Here is a 16,982-nt window from a genome sequence, read left to right on the forward strand (position 1 = left end):
TGTGCTGTCAGGTATTCGGTAATGATGTCGCACTCAACTTCGGCGGCGCATCGGGAAATTTCGAGTTGAATGTCTTCAAACCGCTACTTGCGCATAATTTTTTGCAAAGCGCGCGTCTGCTGGCCGACGGTATCAATAGTTTCAATGAACACTGCGCCCACGGCATAAAAGCAAATCGTGATCGAATAGACGAATTGATGGGACGGTCGCTGATGTTGGTGACGGCCCTGGCGCCGCATATCGGTTACGACAAGGCGGCGCAGATTGCCAAGCAGGCGCATCACGATGGCACGACCCTGAAGGAAACGGCGCTCGCGCTGGGGTTTGTGAGTAGCGAAGAATTCGATCGCTGGGTGCAGCCGGAGGACATGATTCGTCCATCCTGAAGTGACAGCAAGATAAAGCGAGCGGTATTTCGTAAGCGTGCAGCGACAGGCGCAGTTAACATAAAACGGCCCCGGCAAGCGATTGCCGGGGCCGTTCTTCCATGTCAGCGGTTTATGGCAGCAGTCGACAACAAGGCTGCAGGCTCGCGCCGAGCATCTTATTTTTTGACTGCATCCAGGCAGCGTGTTTTCTCAGCGCCGGCCAATGCATCACACTTCTCTTTTTGTACAGCGACATTGGCATCTGCCTTGTCTTCACGTGCATCCTTGCGTGCTTCGGAAATTTCCTTGCCTGCCTTGGCATCGGCTACCGCTGCAGTTTTTGCCGCTTTGGCTTCCTTCACGCAGACGTCCTTGTTATTGCCGGTCTGGTCGTCGCATTTTTCCTTGGCGAGTTCATAGTTGGCATCGGCAATGTCCATGCGCGCATTTTTACGTGCCTTGTCGGTGCCTTTGTAGCTCACTTCGGCTTCGGCTATGGTTTTGACGTGCGCCAGCTTGGCTTCCTTTACGCAGACATCCTTGGCATTGCCTTTATGACTGTCGCATGCTTCCTTGGCTGCCTTGTAATCGGCATCCGACTGTTTTTTGGTGGCGTCGTACGTTGCCTTTAATTCGGCTGGCGACGCGTGCGACACTGCGACGAAACCAAGGCTGGCGGTGGCGAGTATGAGCATTGAAAGGGGTTTTTTCATGGTGTATGTCCTTGATTTATTTTTAATGAGATCCTGCAACGCAGAGATGTAGTGCACATTCTGGTTTTTAGAAGAAGCGCTTGTCGTCGCGATGACGGTCTTCAAACGCCTTGATCTGCTTTTCAGCTTCATCTTTATTGACGCCATATGCTTGCTGGATCTTGCCGGCGAGCTGATCGCGTTTGCCGGCAATTGTGTCGAGGTGGTCATCGGTGAGTTTGCCCCACTGTTCTTTGACGTTGCCCTTGAGTTGCTTCCAGTTACCTTCGATAACGTCCCAATTCATATGATTCTCCTTAAGGAATTCCAGCGTTACGGCGAAAGTGCCTGGGTTTTACCATGCAAGGCACGGGCCAGTTGTTTAGCTTATAAAAATCAACAACTTATAAAAACGGTTTTATTTATTTGCAAATATTCCCGGGTACATTGCAAACGCTACATGTGAGAAAGCAGGAATTGCTTTGTCGGGAAGAAGGAAGAGCAGGGAGAAGTGTGTACGTGGTGGAAAGTTGCCGGCGAGGATGGCGCGTTATAAAGATAATCTTCTTGTTTTCCTACGCCTGTATCAGCTCATTTCCTATAGGTCCTGGTTTTTGAGACTGTTACGATGCTTTACCGATGAAGCATCACAATCTGCTCGTCATGCAGCGCTGCACTGCATGACAGCTTTCTCGTTCTTAATAATATTTTCGATGAGGCATATCATGGGTAAGTATTTTCTTGCTTGGCTTTTGGGTGTGCCGGTAGTCGTCCTGATACTGATTTATCTGATTTTTTAAATGGACTTCAGCAAAGACGATTTCTAAAACAGTCGGGCTGATTTTTCAGATAACAAAAAACTGCAAGTGCATATTTTCTTCGCTATGCCTTTTTCGGCATGCAGCATTCCAGAATAAAAAAACATTGAATTTTGTTTATTGAGGGAAAGCGTTTTCACTCCTCATGGATACTGCTATCCTTCACTTGAACAGAGAACAATATTTCAGGCAGGCTCGCAGGGTCTGCATTTGTCGCGAAGCATGGTTGCCTGCATGATTCAGCTGGCGCACATTTTTCACTGAATTTCACACGGCATTTGATACGGAAACAAGCGCCGTATTGCAATATGCAATGCAGGCCGACTATGCGGTTCTGAGCACTGAATCGATTTTTTCAGCATCGTTTTTCAGTGCCGTTTTTCAACATCATCTATTACCTCATTCGCAGCGGAGTAAATTCATGTTCCAATCGGCCGGATATCGCAAGTCCTTCACGATCTTGCCTGCGCCTTTTCTTTCGGCCCTGTTCATTACTGCCGTCGGCGCTTTTGCCATTTACAACGCATCGCAGGATTTCTGGCTACTGAATTACCGGCTCCAGGATCTGCTGCCGATACGCAGGCCTGTGGGAATGATTTTCATCGTGACCGGATGTGCGCTGGCATTGCGCTCCCTGCATATCAGGCACGGAATGGCCAGAACGATGGTAACGATACTGGCTTCTGTGCTGGCGCTGCTTGTGGCCTGGGTCGGCGTGTCGGCATTGCTGCGATATTTTTTCGGTATCGATACCGGCCTGGAATATCTGTTTGCAAAAATGGGCTGGATGGAGAATTCATGGATCAAGCAGGCGCCACTCACGGCATTCGGATTTACGCTGGTTGGTGCGGGCCTGTTGCTGCTGGACTATCGTACTTCCGGTGGCCACTATCCTGCCGAATACGTGGCTTTCACGCTGATTGGCGTGATGGGTATTCCCCTGATTGGTCACTTGTACAACGTGATGACGGTCGATGTAGCGGATGCTGCCCGCGCGATGTTGCCCTTCATTTCCGTCACCTTCCTGATTCTGGCGCTGGGCATGCTGTCTGCACGCCCCACACATCGGCTGATGAAGTTATGGAACAGTACGTCGCCTGGCGGACCGATTCTGCGCCGCCTGCTGCCTAACAGCCTGCTGTTGCTGGTATTCCTCGACTTTGCAATCAAATGGGGCGTGAGAAATCATTTTTACGATCAGGACAAGGCTTCGCCGCTATTGATACTGCTCAGCGGTACGGTTTTGTTCATCATGTTTTGCCGCACTGCTGCGCTGCTGAATCGCGAATACGAAGATCGTCAGATCGGTGAAGCTGCACTGGCGGAAAGCAATGCCTTGCTGCGTGCGGTCAGCGACAACACGCCGGATGCCATTTTTGTCAAAGACCGTAATGGACGCATGATATTTGCCAATCCCGCCAAACTGCGTCTGCTTGGCAAGGAGCGCGAAGAAGTCATCGGTTTGCGCAGCGAGGAACTCTATCTGGACAAAAAAGATGCAGAACGCGTCATCGCAGAAGACCGGAGCGTGATAGAGAGCGGCGAAGCCAGAATATTTGAAACCACGACAAAATACGTGCATGGCGTACGCACCATGCATTCGACCAAGGCGCCGTGGCTGGATGCTAACGGTCAGTTGATGGGCCTGGTCGGCATCAGTACCGATATTACCGAGCGCAAGCGCATGGAAGACGCACTGAAGGCACATGAAACGCAACTTGAAGCGCTGGTGGCGGCACGTACGATGGAAGTCAGTGAATTGATCGGTCATCTGGAGACTACGCGGGAAGAAGAAAAACGCGCGATTGCACGCGAGTTGCACGACGATCTGGGCGCTGCCCTGACGGCCTTGAACATGCATCTTTCCCTGATCTTCCAGCAGATGCCGGCGGAACCAAAATTTACTGAACGTTCAGTCAAGATCAAGGCTTTGTTGAGTTCGATTACCGATGCAACGCGACGTATCCAGAATGGCTTGCGGCCGGACAAGCTGGATGTATTCGGCATCAAGATTGCGATTGCCGAGCAGGCGGCGGAATTCGAGAAATATACCGGAGTGGTCTGCAATGTGAATTTGCCGGACGACCAGCTGGCATATGCCGCACACGTCGATATTGCATTGTTCAGGATCGTGCAGGAAGCCTTGAACAATATCGCCAAGCATGCCAAGGCGACGCATGTCGATGTGGTGCTGGACGATACCGATGATGAAATCGTTCTCACGGTGCGCGACAATGGAATCGGCATTCCGCAGACCAGGCCGAACAATATGGTCACGCACGGTTTGCGCGGCATGCGCGAACGGGTGGCTTATCTGGGTGGCACAGTCAGGGTCGGCGGAGCGGAAGGAAAGGGAACGACGATTGTGATTACCATTCCGAAGACAGTGCAAAATCTCGGAGAGGCGTCAGACGCCGCGATGGGGGAGAGCCGTTAGCCGCATGCCGGCATCCATGGTTGTCCGGATGCCGGATTGAATGTCTTTTTGCTGCACTAGGCAGCGTTCAGGGATTTTCCTGGTATTCGTAATTGGCGCTGCTCAAATCCCTTACCAGATCGAATAATTGCGGAAACTCTGAAGTCTTGTCGAAAAAATGATCGACGCCGTATTGGCGGCCGACGCGACGAAACACTTCCGTCGAATTGTTGCTGCAGATGATTTTCACCAGATCGGCTGTTCTGCGTTCCGATAACTGGCGCAACAGATTGATGCCATTGCCTTTCTTGAGCTGTATATCAACAATAAGAATGTCGTAGGACTTCATGTCCAGCTGCGTCAATGCATCGTTTTCCGATTCCGATACGCCGCTGACCACGACGCCGGGAATCATCGCCAGATTCTCTATCATCAACTCCCGTACATCGAGCGAATCTTCCACCAAAAAAATATGTAGAGGATTGCAGCTCGAATCTACCGAAATTTTCTTCGTTTCATTCATATTTGAACCATATATACAGCCAGCAGCTGGCAACCCGGACAAAAAACCATCTCATTAACAGTATTCGATCTAATCAATCAAATTTTGTTTGATGGCGTAATAAATGATCCCTGCATTATTTTCCATGTTCATTTTTTGCAAAACACGGGCCCGATAGGTGCTGACTGTTTTCACACTGAGGCAGAGCTCATCGGCGATCTTGGTCACGCCATGGCCCTGACATAATTTGTAGAAAATCTCGTACTCGCGTTTGGACAGGGTTTCATGCAGCGGTTTGTCGGCATTGGCATCGACTTCTGTGGTCAGTAATTCCGCTACCGCATGACTGATGTATTTATGGCCGCGCAAAATGGTTTGAATCGCCGTCACCAGTTCTTCCGCCAATGCTTCCTTCTGCACATAGCCGCTGGCGCCGCTGCGCAGAATCTGCACTGCATAGCGACTCTCCGGATGCATGCTCAGGATCAGTACCGGCAGTTCCGGTTTTTCACGCTTGATCTGTTTCAATACTTCGACGCCGCTTTTATCCGGCATATTGATATCGAGCAAAACGATATCCCAATCCTGGGCCCGCACCAGGCGCATGGCTTCCTGCGCCGTGGCGGCTTCGCCTTCGATGCACATGTCCGGCACCTGGGCGATGAAATACTGCACGCCGGCGCGAACAACTGCATGATCGTCAACTACCAGAATTTTTATCATGATGAATGAGCGTTCCTCCTGCGAACGCTAATTGCGAGCTTGTATATTGTATGGATGCGAAGGGCTGATGGCATCGTGCAGAAACAGCTTGCTCTGATATTCGTTAAGACGATTGTAAAGCGTTTTAAGACTCACTCCCAGCATCTCTGCAGTCAGCGTTTTATTCCCGCCACAGTGGCCCAGCGTAGCGCAAATCAGGCGCTGCTCTGCATCGGCCAGCTTGCTGCCGAGCTGTACGGTGACGCATTCGCCGGCATGATCGCTGGCGCCGGTTTTGCTCAGATCCATTCCGGGCCGGATGTCCAGTTCCCGGTCGGCAAGAATGTAGGCGCGATGCACAACATTTTTCAATTCGCGCACATTGCCAGGCCAGCTGTATTCATTGAGCATGCGATACGAGGTTTTTGAAAAATACTTGTTGCTGCCTGCTTCCGCATTGAGTTCATCGAGAAAGAGTGTGGCGAGCAGACGTATATCTTCGCCGCGTTGATGCAGGGTGGGCACGTTGATCGGAAACACTGCGAGGCGATAGAAGAGATCGCTGCGCAACGTGCCGTTGGCTACCGCTTCGAGCGGATCGCGATTGGTCGCGGCAACGACGCGTACCTTGACTTCGGTTTCCTGCTCGGCGCCGATGCGATAGAAGCGATTGGTTTCCAGCACGCGCAGCAGCTTGACTTGCATGTCGAGCGACATCTCGGTGACTTCATCGAGGAATAGCGTACCGCCATCGGCGCGCTCAAAACAGCCTTTTTGCATGCGTATGGAGCCGGTAAAGCTGCCGCGTTCGTAGCCGAACAATTCTGCTTCTATCAATTGCGGCGATACGGCGCCGCAGTTCAACGCGACAAACGCCTTGTCTTTCGCCTGGCTCATTTGATGGATGACGCGGGCGACCAGCTCTTTGCCGGTACCGCTTTCGCCGACGATCAGGACATTGGCGCTGGTCGGAGCAACCTTCTCTATCATCTGGAACAAATGGCGCATGGGTTCGGATGTGCCGTAGAGATCGCCGCAATGATCGACTTTGTTGAGCAGGGAATTTGCTTCCTGCAATTCGGATACCGCCTTTGCACCCGGTGTGGTGGCATTGCCGCATACGCTCAATCCATCCGACATTGGTTTCTCCTCTGTGAACTGTGATGCAAGTTTTACAGGATGGATTGTGCCCGGATTGAAAAACTTTCAGAATCGGTGGTTTTCCGATTCTGTTGTGGGATTGCGCTTACACGGCAGAGGAGAAGTATCAGGTGGAATGCAGTTTCAAGCGGCCATCCATACGGCGCTTTGCTGACGTACTGCATCGCTCAGCGAACCGCTTTTTTCATAGCTTGCGCGTAACCAGTCGGCATCCGATTGGCCCGATAGCACACGCTGGCGCAGCAATTCAATGGCGTCAGTGGTGCCTAATTCTTCGGCGACATCTTTCAGCAATTCAAAGGTTTGCAGAATATCGTCCTTGATCGACGATTGCGTGCCGGTGATCGGATTGATCAGTGCGCCATTCAAGCCAAAACGGCAAGCCTGGAAGCGATTGTAGGAATAAGTCAGGTAGGTATCCTGCGTCGGCTGCAGCTCTGTCTGCGCAAAGTAGTATTTGCTCAGGGTTTGTGCGTAGGCGCCCAATGCGACCGCAGTCTCGATTGCCAGCGGCGTATCGCAGACGCGGATTTCGACCGTACCGTATTCCGGTTTCGGACGTATATCCCAATAAAAGTCTTTCATGCTGGCGACAATGCCCAGATGCGACATCTTGATAAAGTAAGCGTTGAACTCATCCCAATCGCTGACGAAAGGCATGGTGCCGCTGAGCGGAAAGGCATTGATGCTGGTCAGGCGCGAGGATTGGAAGCTGGTGTCCACACCCTGGTAGAAGGGCGATGATGCCGATAACGCGATGAAATGAGGCATATGGCGCGCCAGCAGGTGTGCCAGCCGGATGGCATCATCGCCGCTGGCACAACCGATATGAATATGCTGGCCGTACACGGTGAATTGCTTGGCCAGATAGCCGTACAGTTCGGATACCAGACGATAGCGGTCGGTTGGATAAATCCGCTGATCTTCCCAGTGCTGGAACGGATGCGCGCCGCCACCTGCCAGACCGAGATTGAGCTTGTTGGCGGCGGTTACCAGCAAGGTGCGCATGGCCGTCAATTCCGCCAGCATTTCGACATGGTCGGTATGCACGGCGGTGGCAATCTCTATCATGCTCTCGGTGATTTCCGGCTTGATGTCGTAGCCGTGTTCGGTCTTGTTGATGATTTGCAGCAGATCGTCGGAACCGCGCGTCAGATTGTAGTCGCGCCGATTGACGATTTGCAGTTCCAGTTCCACGCCCATGGTCAGCGGCGTCGAGTTGTTGAATTCCAGCATAAAGATTTTCCTTGATCAGCTTTTTGCTTCGCCTGAAGCCACCAGTGCATAGCGGGTGCAGATCGGGCCTAATAATTCCAGAATGACGAGTATCGATACCACCAGTGCGCTGAGTTGCGCACCGAACTGCGGATAGTAGCCTACCGCATGTTGCACCATGATGATGTTGAAGCCGGACAGCGGCACCAGACCCAGGCCGAGCAGGGCACCTTTGCGCAGGGTTACACCATTCAGCCGCGCCATGCCGGTAGTCATCGCCATCGCGATGAGCAGGCGCAAGGCGATGAAAGCGAGTGCGGCCGGCCATAGCGTGAGTAAATGTGACAGCTCCAGCTTGGCGCCGGCAAACACGAACAGCGCGACATAAAATAATCCGCTGAACTGGCTCAGATCAGGTTCGACGATCGCATGACGCGCATCGTAGCTGCGGCTGGCGATGCCGAAGACCAGCAACGCAATCAGCGCAGACAGGTTCAGCATCACGGCAATGCCGACCGTGCTGGCGATCAGTGCCAGCACCAGGATCAATTGCGCCTGACAGTCGCGCCCCAGCCATTGGCCTATCCATACCAGCAGGCGGCTGATAATCCAGCCCAATGCTGCCGAGCCCAGCAATAGATACAGCGGATGCAGGATGTAGCTTTCCCAGCCTGCTTCATATTCGACATGGACTGCAGCCAGACCCATGGAAAAAACCACAAAGGCCAGCGCATTGCCGATGACGACAATATTCAGCATGCGTTCGGTCAATTGACCTTCCGCCTTGACTTCGCGCACCACATTCAGAATCACGGCGGGTGAAGTCGCCATGCCCAGTGCAGCCACCATGCTGGCAACCAGTTTGGTGACGCCGAATTGCGTCAGCAAGATGAACAATGCGATGAAGGTTGTGATGCTCAATGCGACGCCGGTAATGAGCAAGCCACGTTCACGCAGCAGCCATTTGTAATCGACACGGCGCCCGAGTTCAAACAGCACCAGTCCCAGTGCAAGATCGACCAGCAAGCCGATTTCGCTCAATAGCGCTGTATCGATCAGGTTGAGTGCAGAGGGGCCGATCAGCAAACCGGTCAATACATAACCGGTGATTGCAGGCACCTGCGGAAATACGCGGCGCAATAAGTGTGCACCCAGCACGCCGGCAATCAGCAGTACGCCGGTTGCGGTCAGTACATTCAATGCATGTGGCAGGGTCGGAAAAAAACTATGTGATGTCATGTTGTTCCCGGAAAATTAAAGATCAAGCGCTTCAAGCGAGTTGAAGGGCGCATATTGTTGCGGCAAACCGTCCTGTCAATGTTGTTGGCAGTACAGCATGGCGACCGGAAGACGGGAAGCTCAGCTTGATTCGCGGATTTTCCCGGACGGCTCACATGCTGTATTGCAAGTGTCATCCGGTTTTGCAGTGCCGTGATACATGTATGCATCATCCGGCGATGCGGTGACAAGACAGTGTGTTAATTAACGGAGATACCGTTTTATAAATTTTGACTGCGGAAAGTGTAGCAGCAGTTATAGAAAGAAGTCGCGTACTTTTTACAGGACCTGATTGGATAAAGCCATGAAGCCGCGCAGATTATAGAGGAATTTATCGCCCTCCCTGGCTGCGCGGCTGATTGATGCGTTTAATGCAATTTCACGCGTGGCGATGTTTTACGATGCAACCAGTGCCCCAGCGTATCGGCAATCGTGCGTATCAGGCCGTGCAGCGCCATCAGATGCATGCGATACAGAGACAGATACAACATGCGCGCCATGATGCCCTCGATGAATAGCGTGCTGCCGATCAGCGGCCCCATCAGATTGCCGACCGCATCGAAACGGCCCAGCGACACCAGCGAACCAAGGTCGCGATATTCAAACGCCGGCAAAGGCTGCTGGGCAAGCCGTTTCTTGATGGCATTAAACAAAAAATCAGCCTGCTGATGCGCAGCCTGGGCACGCGGCGGAATCGTGCTGTTTTTTTCCGGCCACGGACAGGCGGCGCAATCGCCGAAGGCAAAGATGTCGGGATCGGTTTCGCTTTGCAGTGTTGGTAGGACAACGATCTGGCCGAGCCGGTTGACCGCCAGGCCGAGCTCGCCGAGTATTGCCGGTGCGCGTATGCCGGCTGCCCATACTGTCAGATCGGCAGGAATGCTGCCGCCATTCGCGAACAGCACGGCATCCTTTCGTACTTCCGATACTTTTGCATCGGTCAGTACATCTATTCCCAGTTTGTTCAGCAGCGCGGTCGTCTTGACGGAAACGGGCTCCGGCAGGCCGGACAGAATGCGCGCTCCAGCCTCGACTACCGTGATGCGGATATCGTGCCGCGGATCGAGCTGATGCAGGCCGTAGGCGCCCAGCACTTCTGCCGTATTGCGTAATTCTGCCGATAGTTCGACCCCGGTTGCACCGGCGCCGATGATGGCGATATTGAGCTTCGGATGTTCCTGTCCTGCATGCGTGTCGATCGCGTGTTCAGCGCGCATGCACATGCCTATCATGCGCCGGCGGAAATGCTCGGCCTCGCTCAATGTATCGACCGCGATCGCATGTTCTGCCGCGCCCGGTACGTTGAAGAAATTGGTGACGCTGCCGATTGCAAGTATCAACGTGTCGTAGCTAAGCTCGCGTTCCGGCAGCAGCTCAACACCATCTTCATCCGCCAGGCTGGCGATGGAAATGGTCTTGCGTGTGCGATCCAGTCCCTTGAGTTCGCCTTGCTGGAACACGAAACGATGCCAGCGCGCCTGTGCAGCGTATTCGAGTTGGTGCGTGTTGGCATCCATGCTGCCGGCTGCGACTTCGTGCAGCAGGGGTTTCCATATATGCGTCGATGAACGATCGACCAGCACGACGCTGATCCTGCCGCTTTTGACCAGCTTGTTGCCGAGCGCAGTGGCCAGTTCGAGTCCGCCGGCGCCACCGCCTACGATGACGATGCGATGCGGCGAGTTGTGAGTGTTGGATCGTTGCTGCGTGGTAGCCGTGTTTGCACTTCCCTCAATGTCGCTGTTAGTCATGAATGAAACTCCCCAATGCTGTTTGAAATTCTTTGCAAACTGCGGGGCGGGATCGCATGCGATCCGGGCCTTGTTGATGCGATGAAACAAGCATAAAGCATATTTATCGCATTGCAACAGTTTCGATTCGTTTCAATTGCGATTTTTCAAATTCAGTCGAAGGCAAAATTGTAAAACAGCGAGAGTGCGCTACTGGTGCCGGCTTCGCCTTCCAGCGTGATGCGCGGCGTCAGCGTGTAGCGCAGCAACAGCACGCTGCTGGCGCTTTCCAGTCCCTGTTTGTAGCTGACATAGAGTTTGGATGATATTTGCTTGCCAAGCATGACGATGCGTTCCTGCAGATTGGTATCGCTGCTGCCTATGCTGAAATCGTCGAGCCCGAATGCGGTGGCGATTTGCGATTGCAGCCCCCCTGCTGCTCCTTGCGTCAGCAGTGAGCTGGCGGCGCTTTGCAGCGCGCCGAGATCGCTATCCGTGGTGCCGGACAAGCCGCGCCCCAGCACCAGCCATGACAGTTTTTCAGCATCCGGCACGGTCGGCTCGGATACCAGCGTAATGCGGGGCGACAGTACCGTGCCGCGCACCGAGACGCCGGCTTCGACTTCCTGTCCGCGCCGCATCGCCAGAATATCGAGAGCAGGATTATTCAGCGGGCCGCTGAAACGCAGCAAGCCTTGTTCTATCGCCAGTTCACGCCCGTAAGCCTTGAATGTGCCGGATGCGACGCGCAAGTTGCCTTGCGCACGCAAGTTGTCACCGGCGCCGGCGAGCAGATGCAATTGACCGAGCAGCAGCGCGTCTATGCCGCGCCCGCGCAAGCGGATGCCGTCGCCGAGCCCGATTTCAATATCGAGCGCGATGACGGCCTTCTTGCCCTGGCTGTCGCCGCGGCCGACAATCACGACATCATCCGACAGGGCGGGCGCATCGCTGGCGCTGATATCGACGAAACCGGAATTGACTTCGAATTTGCCATTCGCCTTCGCACTGCCCTCACGCCAGCCGACCACGCTGTTGCCGCTGATGACCAGCTTGCGATCGGAGCGATCGATCAGCTTGTAATGCTCGACCTTGATGGCAAGCTCCAGTGCCAGTTGTTCGCGCACCAGGCTGAGCGGGCCGGAAATCGTCAGACTGCCTTCGTTTTGAAAGCTGAGATTGCTGATGAGGAGTTGGTCGTTCCGGAATTCGCTGCGCAGCGTGCCTTGCTTCAGATCGATGCCGGTGTCGGTAAAACGCAGACGCAATTTGTCGGCGTTGACAGGCCCGGTGAGTTGCGGTTGCGCGAACGTGCCTGCCAGCGCGACATCGCCTTGCAAGCTGCCCTCGGTCATCAGGGTGGGAGAAATCATCGGTCCCAGCCATCCCAGCATAGGCGTATTGATGCGCAAACGGCCGGACAGCGGAGCATTCGGTGCGATGGAAAATCGCGTAGCACCGCCCATGCTGGTGTTGAGGCTGACGTCTATCTGTCCGCTTTGCCTGCCATCGACCAGTAGTCTTGCGGCAATGCGTCCCTTGTTTGCGTTTACAGTTGCGTTCAGGGTATTCAAGCCCAGTGCGATGGCAGCATTGTTGCGCATCACGATATCGCCGCTTTCGCGCCGTACGCTGAAGGTGCCGTCCGCCTGATCGTACAAACTCAGATTCCATTCGCCGGCCAGTTTCAGATCGCCGGCGATGGCTGGTGCCGCTTGCAGAGACTGCAGCAAAGACGCGATCTGTACATGCTCGAACTTGCCGCGTGTCGCGATGCCGCGCTCATTGCGGATGAACTGTTCCATCGTGATACGCGCGTGGTCGCTGTTGAGCTGGAAGCGATCGAGCTGTATCAGTTTTTGCGATAGCAGCAGCGGGGCAGGCGCAGCCAGTTTTGCTGCAAGTTTGCCGCTTGCGTCCAGCGTGTTGATGGCGCCTTGCCAGCGCAGCTCGTGCTTCGTTGTCTGCAAGCCGCCGCTGGCAGTCAGCCGCCAGTTTTGCTCGCGTTCAAGCAGCGTGGCGCTCAGGGCATGCTGGCTTGTGCTGCCGCTGACATCCAGCTTGAAACTTTCTGCCCGCAGACGCGGGCCGGTGATGCCGTCGGCACGTACGGTTATAGCGACAGGCGCGTTGGCGGGCAATGCAAATTGCGTTTGCGCACTCAAGTTGGCAATGCGTTCTCCGTCCGCATTGATGCCGTGTGCAGTGGCACGGATATTGGCGCTGTTGATCAGAGATGGACTGCGGTTTGCGTCCAGGTTGAGAGCAACATCTGCCTTGCCTTCTGTGCCGTCTATCTGCACCGGCCCGGGCAGGCGGATTTGTTTACCTTGCCACGTGGCGACGATGCGTGGCTGCTGCACCTTGCCGCGGATCTCGCCATCGATCTGCACCGCACCGCCAAAACCGCTGCCGAGCTGCGCGAGTGCCGGTGCATGCAATGCAAACACGACGCTGGCATTGTCATCTGCCAGCTTGCCTTGTGCGGTCAGACGATTGTCGCCGGCGTTCAATAACAGTTTTGACACCTGCAGTGTATCGCCGTGTAATTTGGCCTGGGCTTCGCCGCTCAATGGCCGGCCGGCGAGCTGGCTGTCGCGGATGTTCAATGCGATATCGGCTTCCAGTGCTGGCAGTCGCGCGCCGCGCAATGAAAAATCGCCATTGATGTGCAAGGCAGGCAGTTGCGGAAAATCGCCCAGATCGCGTAACTGGAAATTGCGCACCAGGCCTTTGGCATCAAAGGTCTGTTTGCCGTTCAGCCCATAGTGCGCAGACGCGAGCACTTCACTGTTGCCCGCACGCAGTTCTGCCTTGCTGATGGAGACACTTTCATCGGCGATAAGAGCCTGGGCGTTCAGTGTCAATTTGTTTTTTTTCAAGGGCTCGCTCAAAGCCAGCGTGAAATTCTGCTTGCCGTCTGCATGATGCATGTCGAGGCTGCCGCTGAGCCTGCTTGCGCGCATGCGGCTATCCAGTTTTTTTACATCGAGTGCATCGGTTTGCAAGTTCAAGGCGAGTGCGCCCTTGGCGTAACGCCCATTGCCTTCAATCTTGCCGGCGCTTTTATTCGTGTTGCCGAATTCGGCGAGGATATGGCTGAAACTGAATTGTTCGTCGTTTTGCGCGAAATCGATTTGCAGTTTCCTGAGCGGCAGGCGCGCGTCGTTCAGCAAACCGGCGGCAGTATTTTCCATCGTCAAATTGCCGCTGCCGTTTTCCGCTGCACTTAACTGGATATGCAGCGCGGTCTGCGGCAAATCTGTACTCAATACAGCCAGATCGAGCGCTTGTGCCGTCAGGTCGGTAGCGCCCAGTAACTGTTCGGCAAACGGACGCAGAATGGCTTGTCCTTTTACCGTCGCCTGACCGATCTGCAGATTGATGGCGGCAGCGAGTTCCTGCAGCGAGCCGCGCAGGTCGAGTTGTCCGTTGGCGCCGATATTGCGATTGTCGATGCGCGCTTCGCTATAGCTGGAAATCGTCGCCTGCAATGCATATGGTTTGCTCGTTGCAAGTGTGGCCTGACCCTGGAAATTTCCATCGAAGGCAGCGGCATTTGCAGTGCCGCGCGCGCTGAGTTGATCCAGATTCAAGACATAGCGTTTGCCGTCAAAATCAAGATCGAAAGAAAAGGCGCCCAGCGTGACCACATTCAGCGGCCCCCAGCCGATTTCGCCGCCCCGGACTTTTACCTTGTCGATCTGCAGATGCAGCGGCAGCGAGATGCTGTCCGGCAGCTTGGCCGGCTCCTTGACCTGATCGATCTTGTTGACGATGGCGAGTTTGCCGATTTGCAGTGCGGTGACATGCAGTTTTCCTGTCAGCAGTTTTGCCAGCTGCGTGTCCAGTTGTATATCGTCGAGCACGATTTTCTGGTTTTCCAGCTGGATGCCGAGTTGCGCTATGTGCAGCGAGCCGTTCAAGTGTCCGCTGACATCTTTGGTTTGCAGCACGCCGTTTGACAACGAGGCTGCAGTCGACAGGGCGAACTGTGCACCGCGTTCGCTATTGAGCAGCCATGCCAGGCCGGCACCTATCGTAATAGCGATGGCGGCGAGTAGCGGCAGCCATACACGTCGTGTGCGCTTGAGCAAGCCGGCAGGTGCATGGTCGGGAGTATTAGAAGCCATAACCGATAGAAAAATGTATGCGCGCTTCGTGTGTTTCGTGACCGTAAGCGAGATCGAGATTGATCGGGCCGATCGGACTGCGCCAGCGCGCGCCGACGCCGCTGCCCTGTTTCAAACGAAAGTTGTTCCAGGTATCGGCGGCATTGCCGGCATCGGTAAACATGGCAGCGCCCCATTGTGGCGTGAAGTAATAGACGAGTTCGGCGCTGACGACTGCGGAGACCGTGCCGCCGACGATGGCACCGTTTTGCGCCACACCCAAACTGTTGTAACCATAGCCGCGTACGGTTTGATCGCCGCCGGTGCGAAACAGCAAATCGCCCGGTACCGTATCGCGGTTGGCGCCGAATACCTGGCCGACCTGGCCGCGCAGCACGGCTTGAAAACCATCATGGTTGCGCGACAGCCAGCTGGCGCGGCCGACCACGCGCGCCAGGCTTTTCTTGTTGACGAGTCCTGCCGGGCCTGCGCTCAATTCTATCGATGCCACATAGCCGCCGCGCCGCGGCGCGATCAGATTGTCGATGCGGCGGCGGGTGTAGCTGAAGGAACCGATCAGTGCTTCGCGATTGGCAGCATAGACATCGCCTATGCGCTGCTGATCCGCGAGGAAGGTAAGTGCCCAGACTTTTTCATCGTTCTTGTCCGGACTGGTCAGGCGGGCGCCGGTCAGAATTTTATTATTGATCTCACCCGAATTGTCCGTGTATTCGTAATGCGCTCCCAGACTTGGGTGCCAGCCATTGCTGATCGCCGGCAGATAGACATCCGAACCCAGTAGTCGCGTATCCCGGTCGACTCGCATTTGCGATTCCAGTCGCCAATCGTGACCGAGAAAATTCCGGTTCAGCCATTTGATCTGCCCTCTGGCACCGGAGTCGGTCGAGAAACCCAGGCCCAGCGACAGGCGCTTGCGTTCGTTTTCATTCAGGTCGAGGCGGATCGGTACATTATTCGGCTGCGCAGGATCGATATCGACGGTTGCAAAGGCGGAGCGGAAATAGCCGGTGTCCTGCACGCGTGCCTGCAGTTCGTTGAGTTTTTCCTGCGAATACGGGTCACCCGGCCGGATCGGATTCAATTCGTCTATCATGCTGCGCGCATAGCGCTGCAAGCCTTCGATCTGCAATGCGCCAAAGGTAAAGGCAGGGCCCGAATCGACTGCCAGCGTCAACGCAGCGCTATTGGTAGCGGGATCTATGCGCGCCTCGCTGTGCGTGATGGATGCTGCCGGATAGTCCCTGACCAGCAGCGCTTTCAGCAAAGTACTTTTGGCTTCGTCCCATGCTTTTTGCCGAAACACGTCGCCGGCCGCCAGACTCCATTGCCGGCGCAGGCGTTCTGTTCGTTGCGGATTTTTTTGCATGACATCGCCGCTGAAAACGATTTCTACCGAGCCGATCGTAGTCGATGCGCCCGGTACGATAGTGAAGCGCACTTGCCACGGTGTCGTCTGCTGATCAAATTCCTGGGTAATGACCGGAGAGAAATAACCTTCGGTCGCCAGTAGCGAGCGTATCTGTTCCGGCGCAATATCGACCAGGCGCTGCACTTCATCTGCGTTCATGTCATCGGCAGACAGACGTCGGGTGATTTCCAGATTGTCGGTCAGCAAGGAGGTGAGACTTCCCGCGCCATTGATGGCCACCGCATACTGGGGCGCAGCCTGCACCTGCAGCGGCAGGAAAAATGCAAACAGAAGGGCGCACAATGCGGATTGCCAGACCAGGCTTGGGTGGAAAATAAGTCGTCTCAGCACAATAGTGTAGGCAAGTTCGGAAATAAGCGGCGACATCGCCATGGCAAGACAGTCATACCGTTTCGGGCAAGCGCCAGAGTATGACAACGAATCTGTCCGGACATGCAAGAATATCAGCATTTGCCTGCAGCGATGGGCAGAGTCCGCAGTGCGGGCCCGTGCTTGCCGGTTGCCGGCAATATCCCTATAGTGGGCGCACAGCAGAATC

Annotated in this window: 11 protein-coding genes and 1 pseudogene; 2 read left to right on the forward strand and 10 right to left on the reverse strand. The window is 54.7% G+C overall.

Translation table 11 applies throughout. From position 1 onward, the window contains the following. Window positions 1-386, forward strand: a pseudogene (locus ABWP27_RS03100) (class II fumarate hydratase); the annotation flags it as partial. A 158-nt stretch (window positions 387-544) separates the two neighbouring features. On the opposite strand, the gene ABWP27_RS03105 reads toward ABWP27_RS03100, so the two are convergent. After that, window positions 545-1,081 carry a hypothetical protein gene (locus tag ABWP27_RS03105; protein WP_353153286.1) on the reverse strand — a complete coding sequence of 179 codons (537 nt, stop codon included), beginning with the start codon at window positions 1,079-1,081 and terminating at the stop codon, window positions 545-547. 67 nt (window positions 1,082-1,148) lie between these two features. Next, window positions 1,149-1,367 (reverse strand): CsbD family protein, encoded by a 219-nt coding sequence (locus ABWP27_RS03110; RefSeq protein WP_353153288.1) that lies wholly within the window; start codon window positions 1,365-1,367, stop codon window positions 1,149-1,151. A 932-nt stretch (window positions 1,368-2,299) separates the two neighbouring features. Between ABWP27_RS03110 and ABWP27_RS03115 the strand changes: the two genes are divergently transcribed. Continuing rightward, window positions 2,300-4,315, forward strand: coding sequence for a PAS domain-containing sensor histidine kinase (locus ABWP27_RS03115; RefSeq protein WP_353153290.1), 2,016 nt, complete (start codon window positions 2,300-2,302; stop codon window positions 4,313-4,315). A gap of 67 nt (window positions 4,316-4,382) precedes the next feature. Here the strand turns inward: ABWP27_RS03115 and ABWP27_RS03120 are convergent, their stop codons facing one another. The 8 genes from ABWP27_RS03120 to ABWP27_RS03155 all read right to left on the reverse strand — a co-directional run bounded on the left by ABWP27_RS03120 (window position 4,383) and on the right by ABWP27_RS03155 (window position 16,774). After that, entirely contained in the window at window positions 4,383-4,757 is a 375-nt protein-coding gene (locus ABWP27_RS03120; protein ID WP_353153292.1) for a response regulator, read from the reverse strand. A 129-nt stretch (window positions 4,758-4,886) separates the two neighbouring features. Further along, entirely contained in the window at window positions 4,887-5,519 is a 633-nt protein-coding gene (locus tag ABWP27_RS03125) for a response regulator (RefSeq protein WP_353153294.1), read from the reverse strand. A 27-nt stretch (window positions 5,520-5,546) separates the two neighbouring features. Then, window positions 5,547-6,638: a sigma-54 interaction domain-containing protein gene (locus ABWP27_RS03130; RefSeq protein ID WP_353153296.1), complete on the reverse strand. Its 1,092-nt coding sequence runs from the start codon at window positions 6,636-6,638 to the stop codon at window positions 5,547-5,549. A 144-nt stretch (window positions 6,639-6,782) separates the two neighbouring features. Next, window positions 6,783-7,895: a YbdK family carboxylate-amine ligase gene (locus tag ABWP27_RS03135; protein WP_353153298.1), complete on the reverse strand. Its 1,113-nt coding sequence runs from the start codon at window positions 7,893-7,895 to the stop codon at window positions 6,783-6,785. Between the two features lie 15 nt (window positions 7,896-7,910). Then, a complete protein-coding gene (locus ABWP27_RS03140) occupies window positions 7,911-9,113 on the reverse strand; it encodes a cation:proton antiporter (protein ID WP_353153300.1) in 1,203 nt (400 codons plus the stop codon). Window positions 9,114-9,520: 407 nt separating this feature from the next. Then, entirely contained in the window at window positions 9,521-10,903 is a 1,383-nt protein-coding gene (locus ABWP27_RS03145; RefSeq protein WP_353153302.1) for an NAD(P)/FAD-dependent oxidoreductase, read from the reverse strand. Window positions 10,904-11,055: 152 nt separating this feature from the next. Beyond that, window positions 11,056-15,015 carry a translocation/assembly module TamB domain-containing protein gene (locus ABWP27_RS03150; protein ID WP_353153304.1) on the reverse strand — a complete coding sequence of 1,320 codons (3,960 nt, stop codon included), beginning with the start codon at window positions 15,013-15,015 and terminating at the stop codon, window positions 11,056-11,058. Continuing rightward, window positions 15,005-16,774: an autotransporter assembly complex protein TamA gene (locus ABWP27_RS03155; protein WP_353153306.1), complete on the reverse strand. Its 1,770-nt coding sequence runs from the start codon at window positions 16,772-16,774 to the stop codon at window positions 15,005-15,007. Before ABWP27_RS03155 ends, ABWP27_RS03150 begins: the two co-directional genes overlap by 11 nt. Between the last annotated feature and the right edge of the window lie 208 nt (window positions 16,775-16,982).

This window comes from Herminiimonas fonticola, assembly GCF_040395855.1.
GTDB lineage: Bacteria > Pseudomonadota > Gammaproteobacteria > Burkholderiales > Burkholderiaceae_D > Oxalicibacterium > Oxalicibacterium fonticola_A.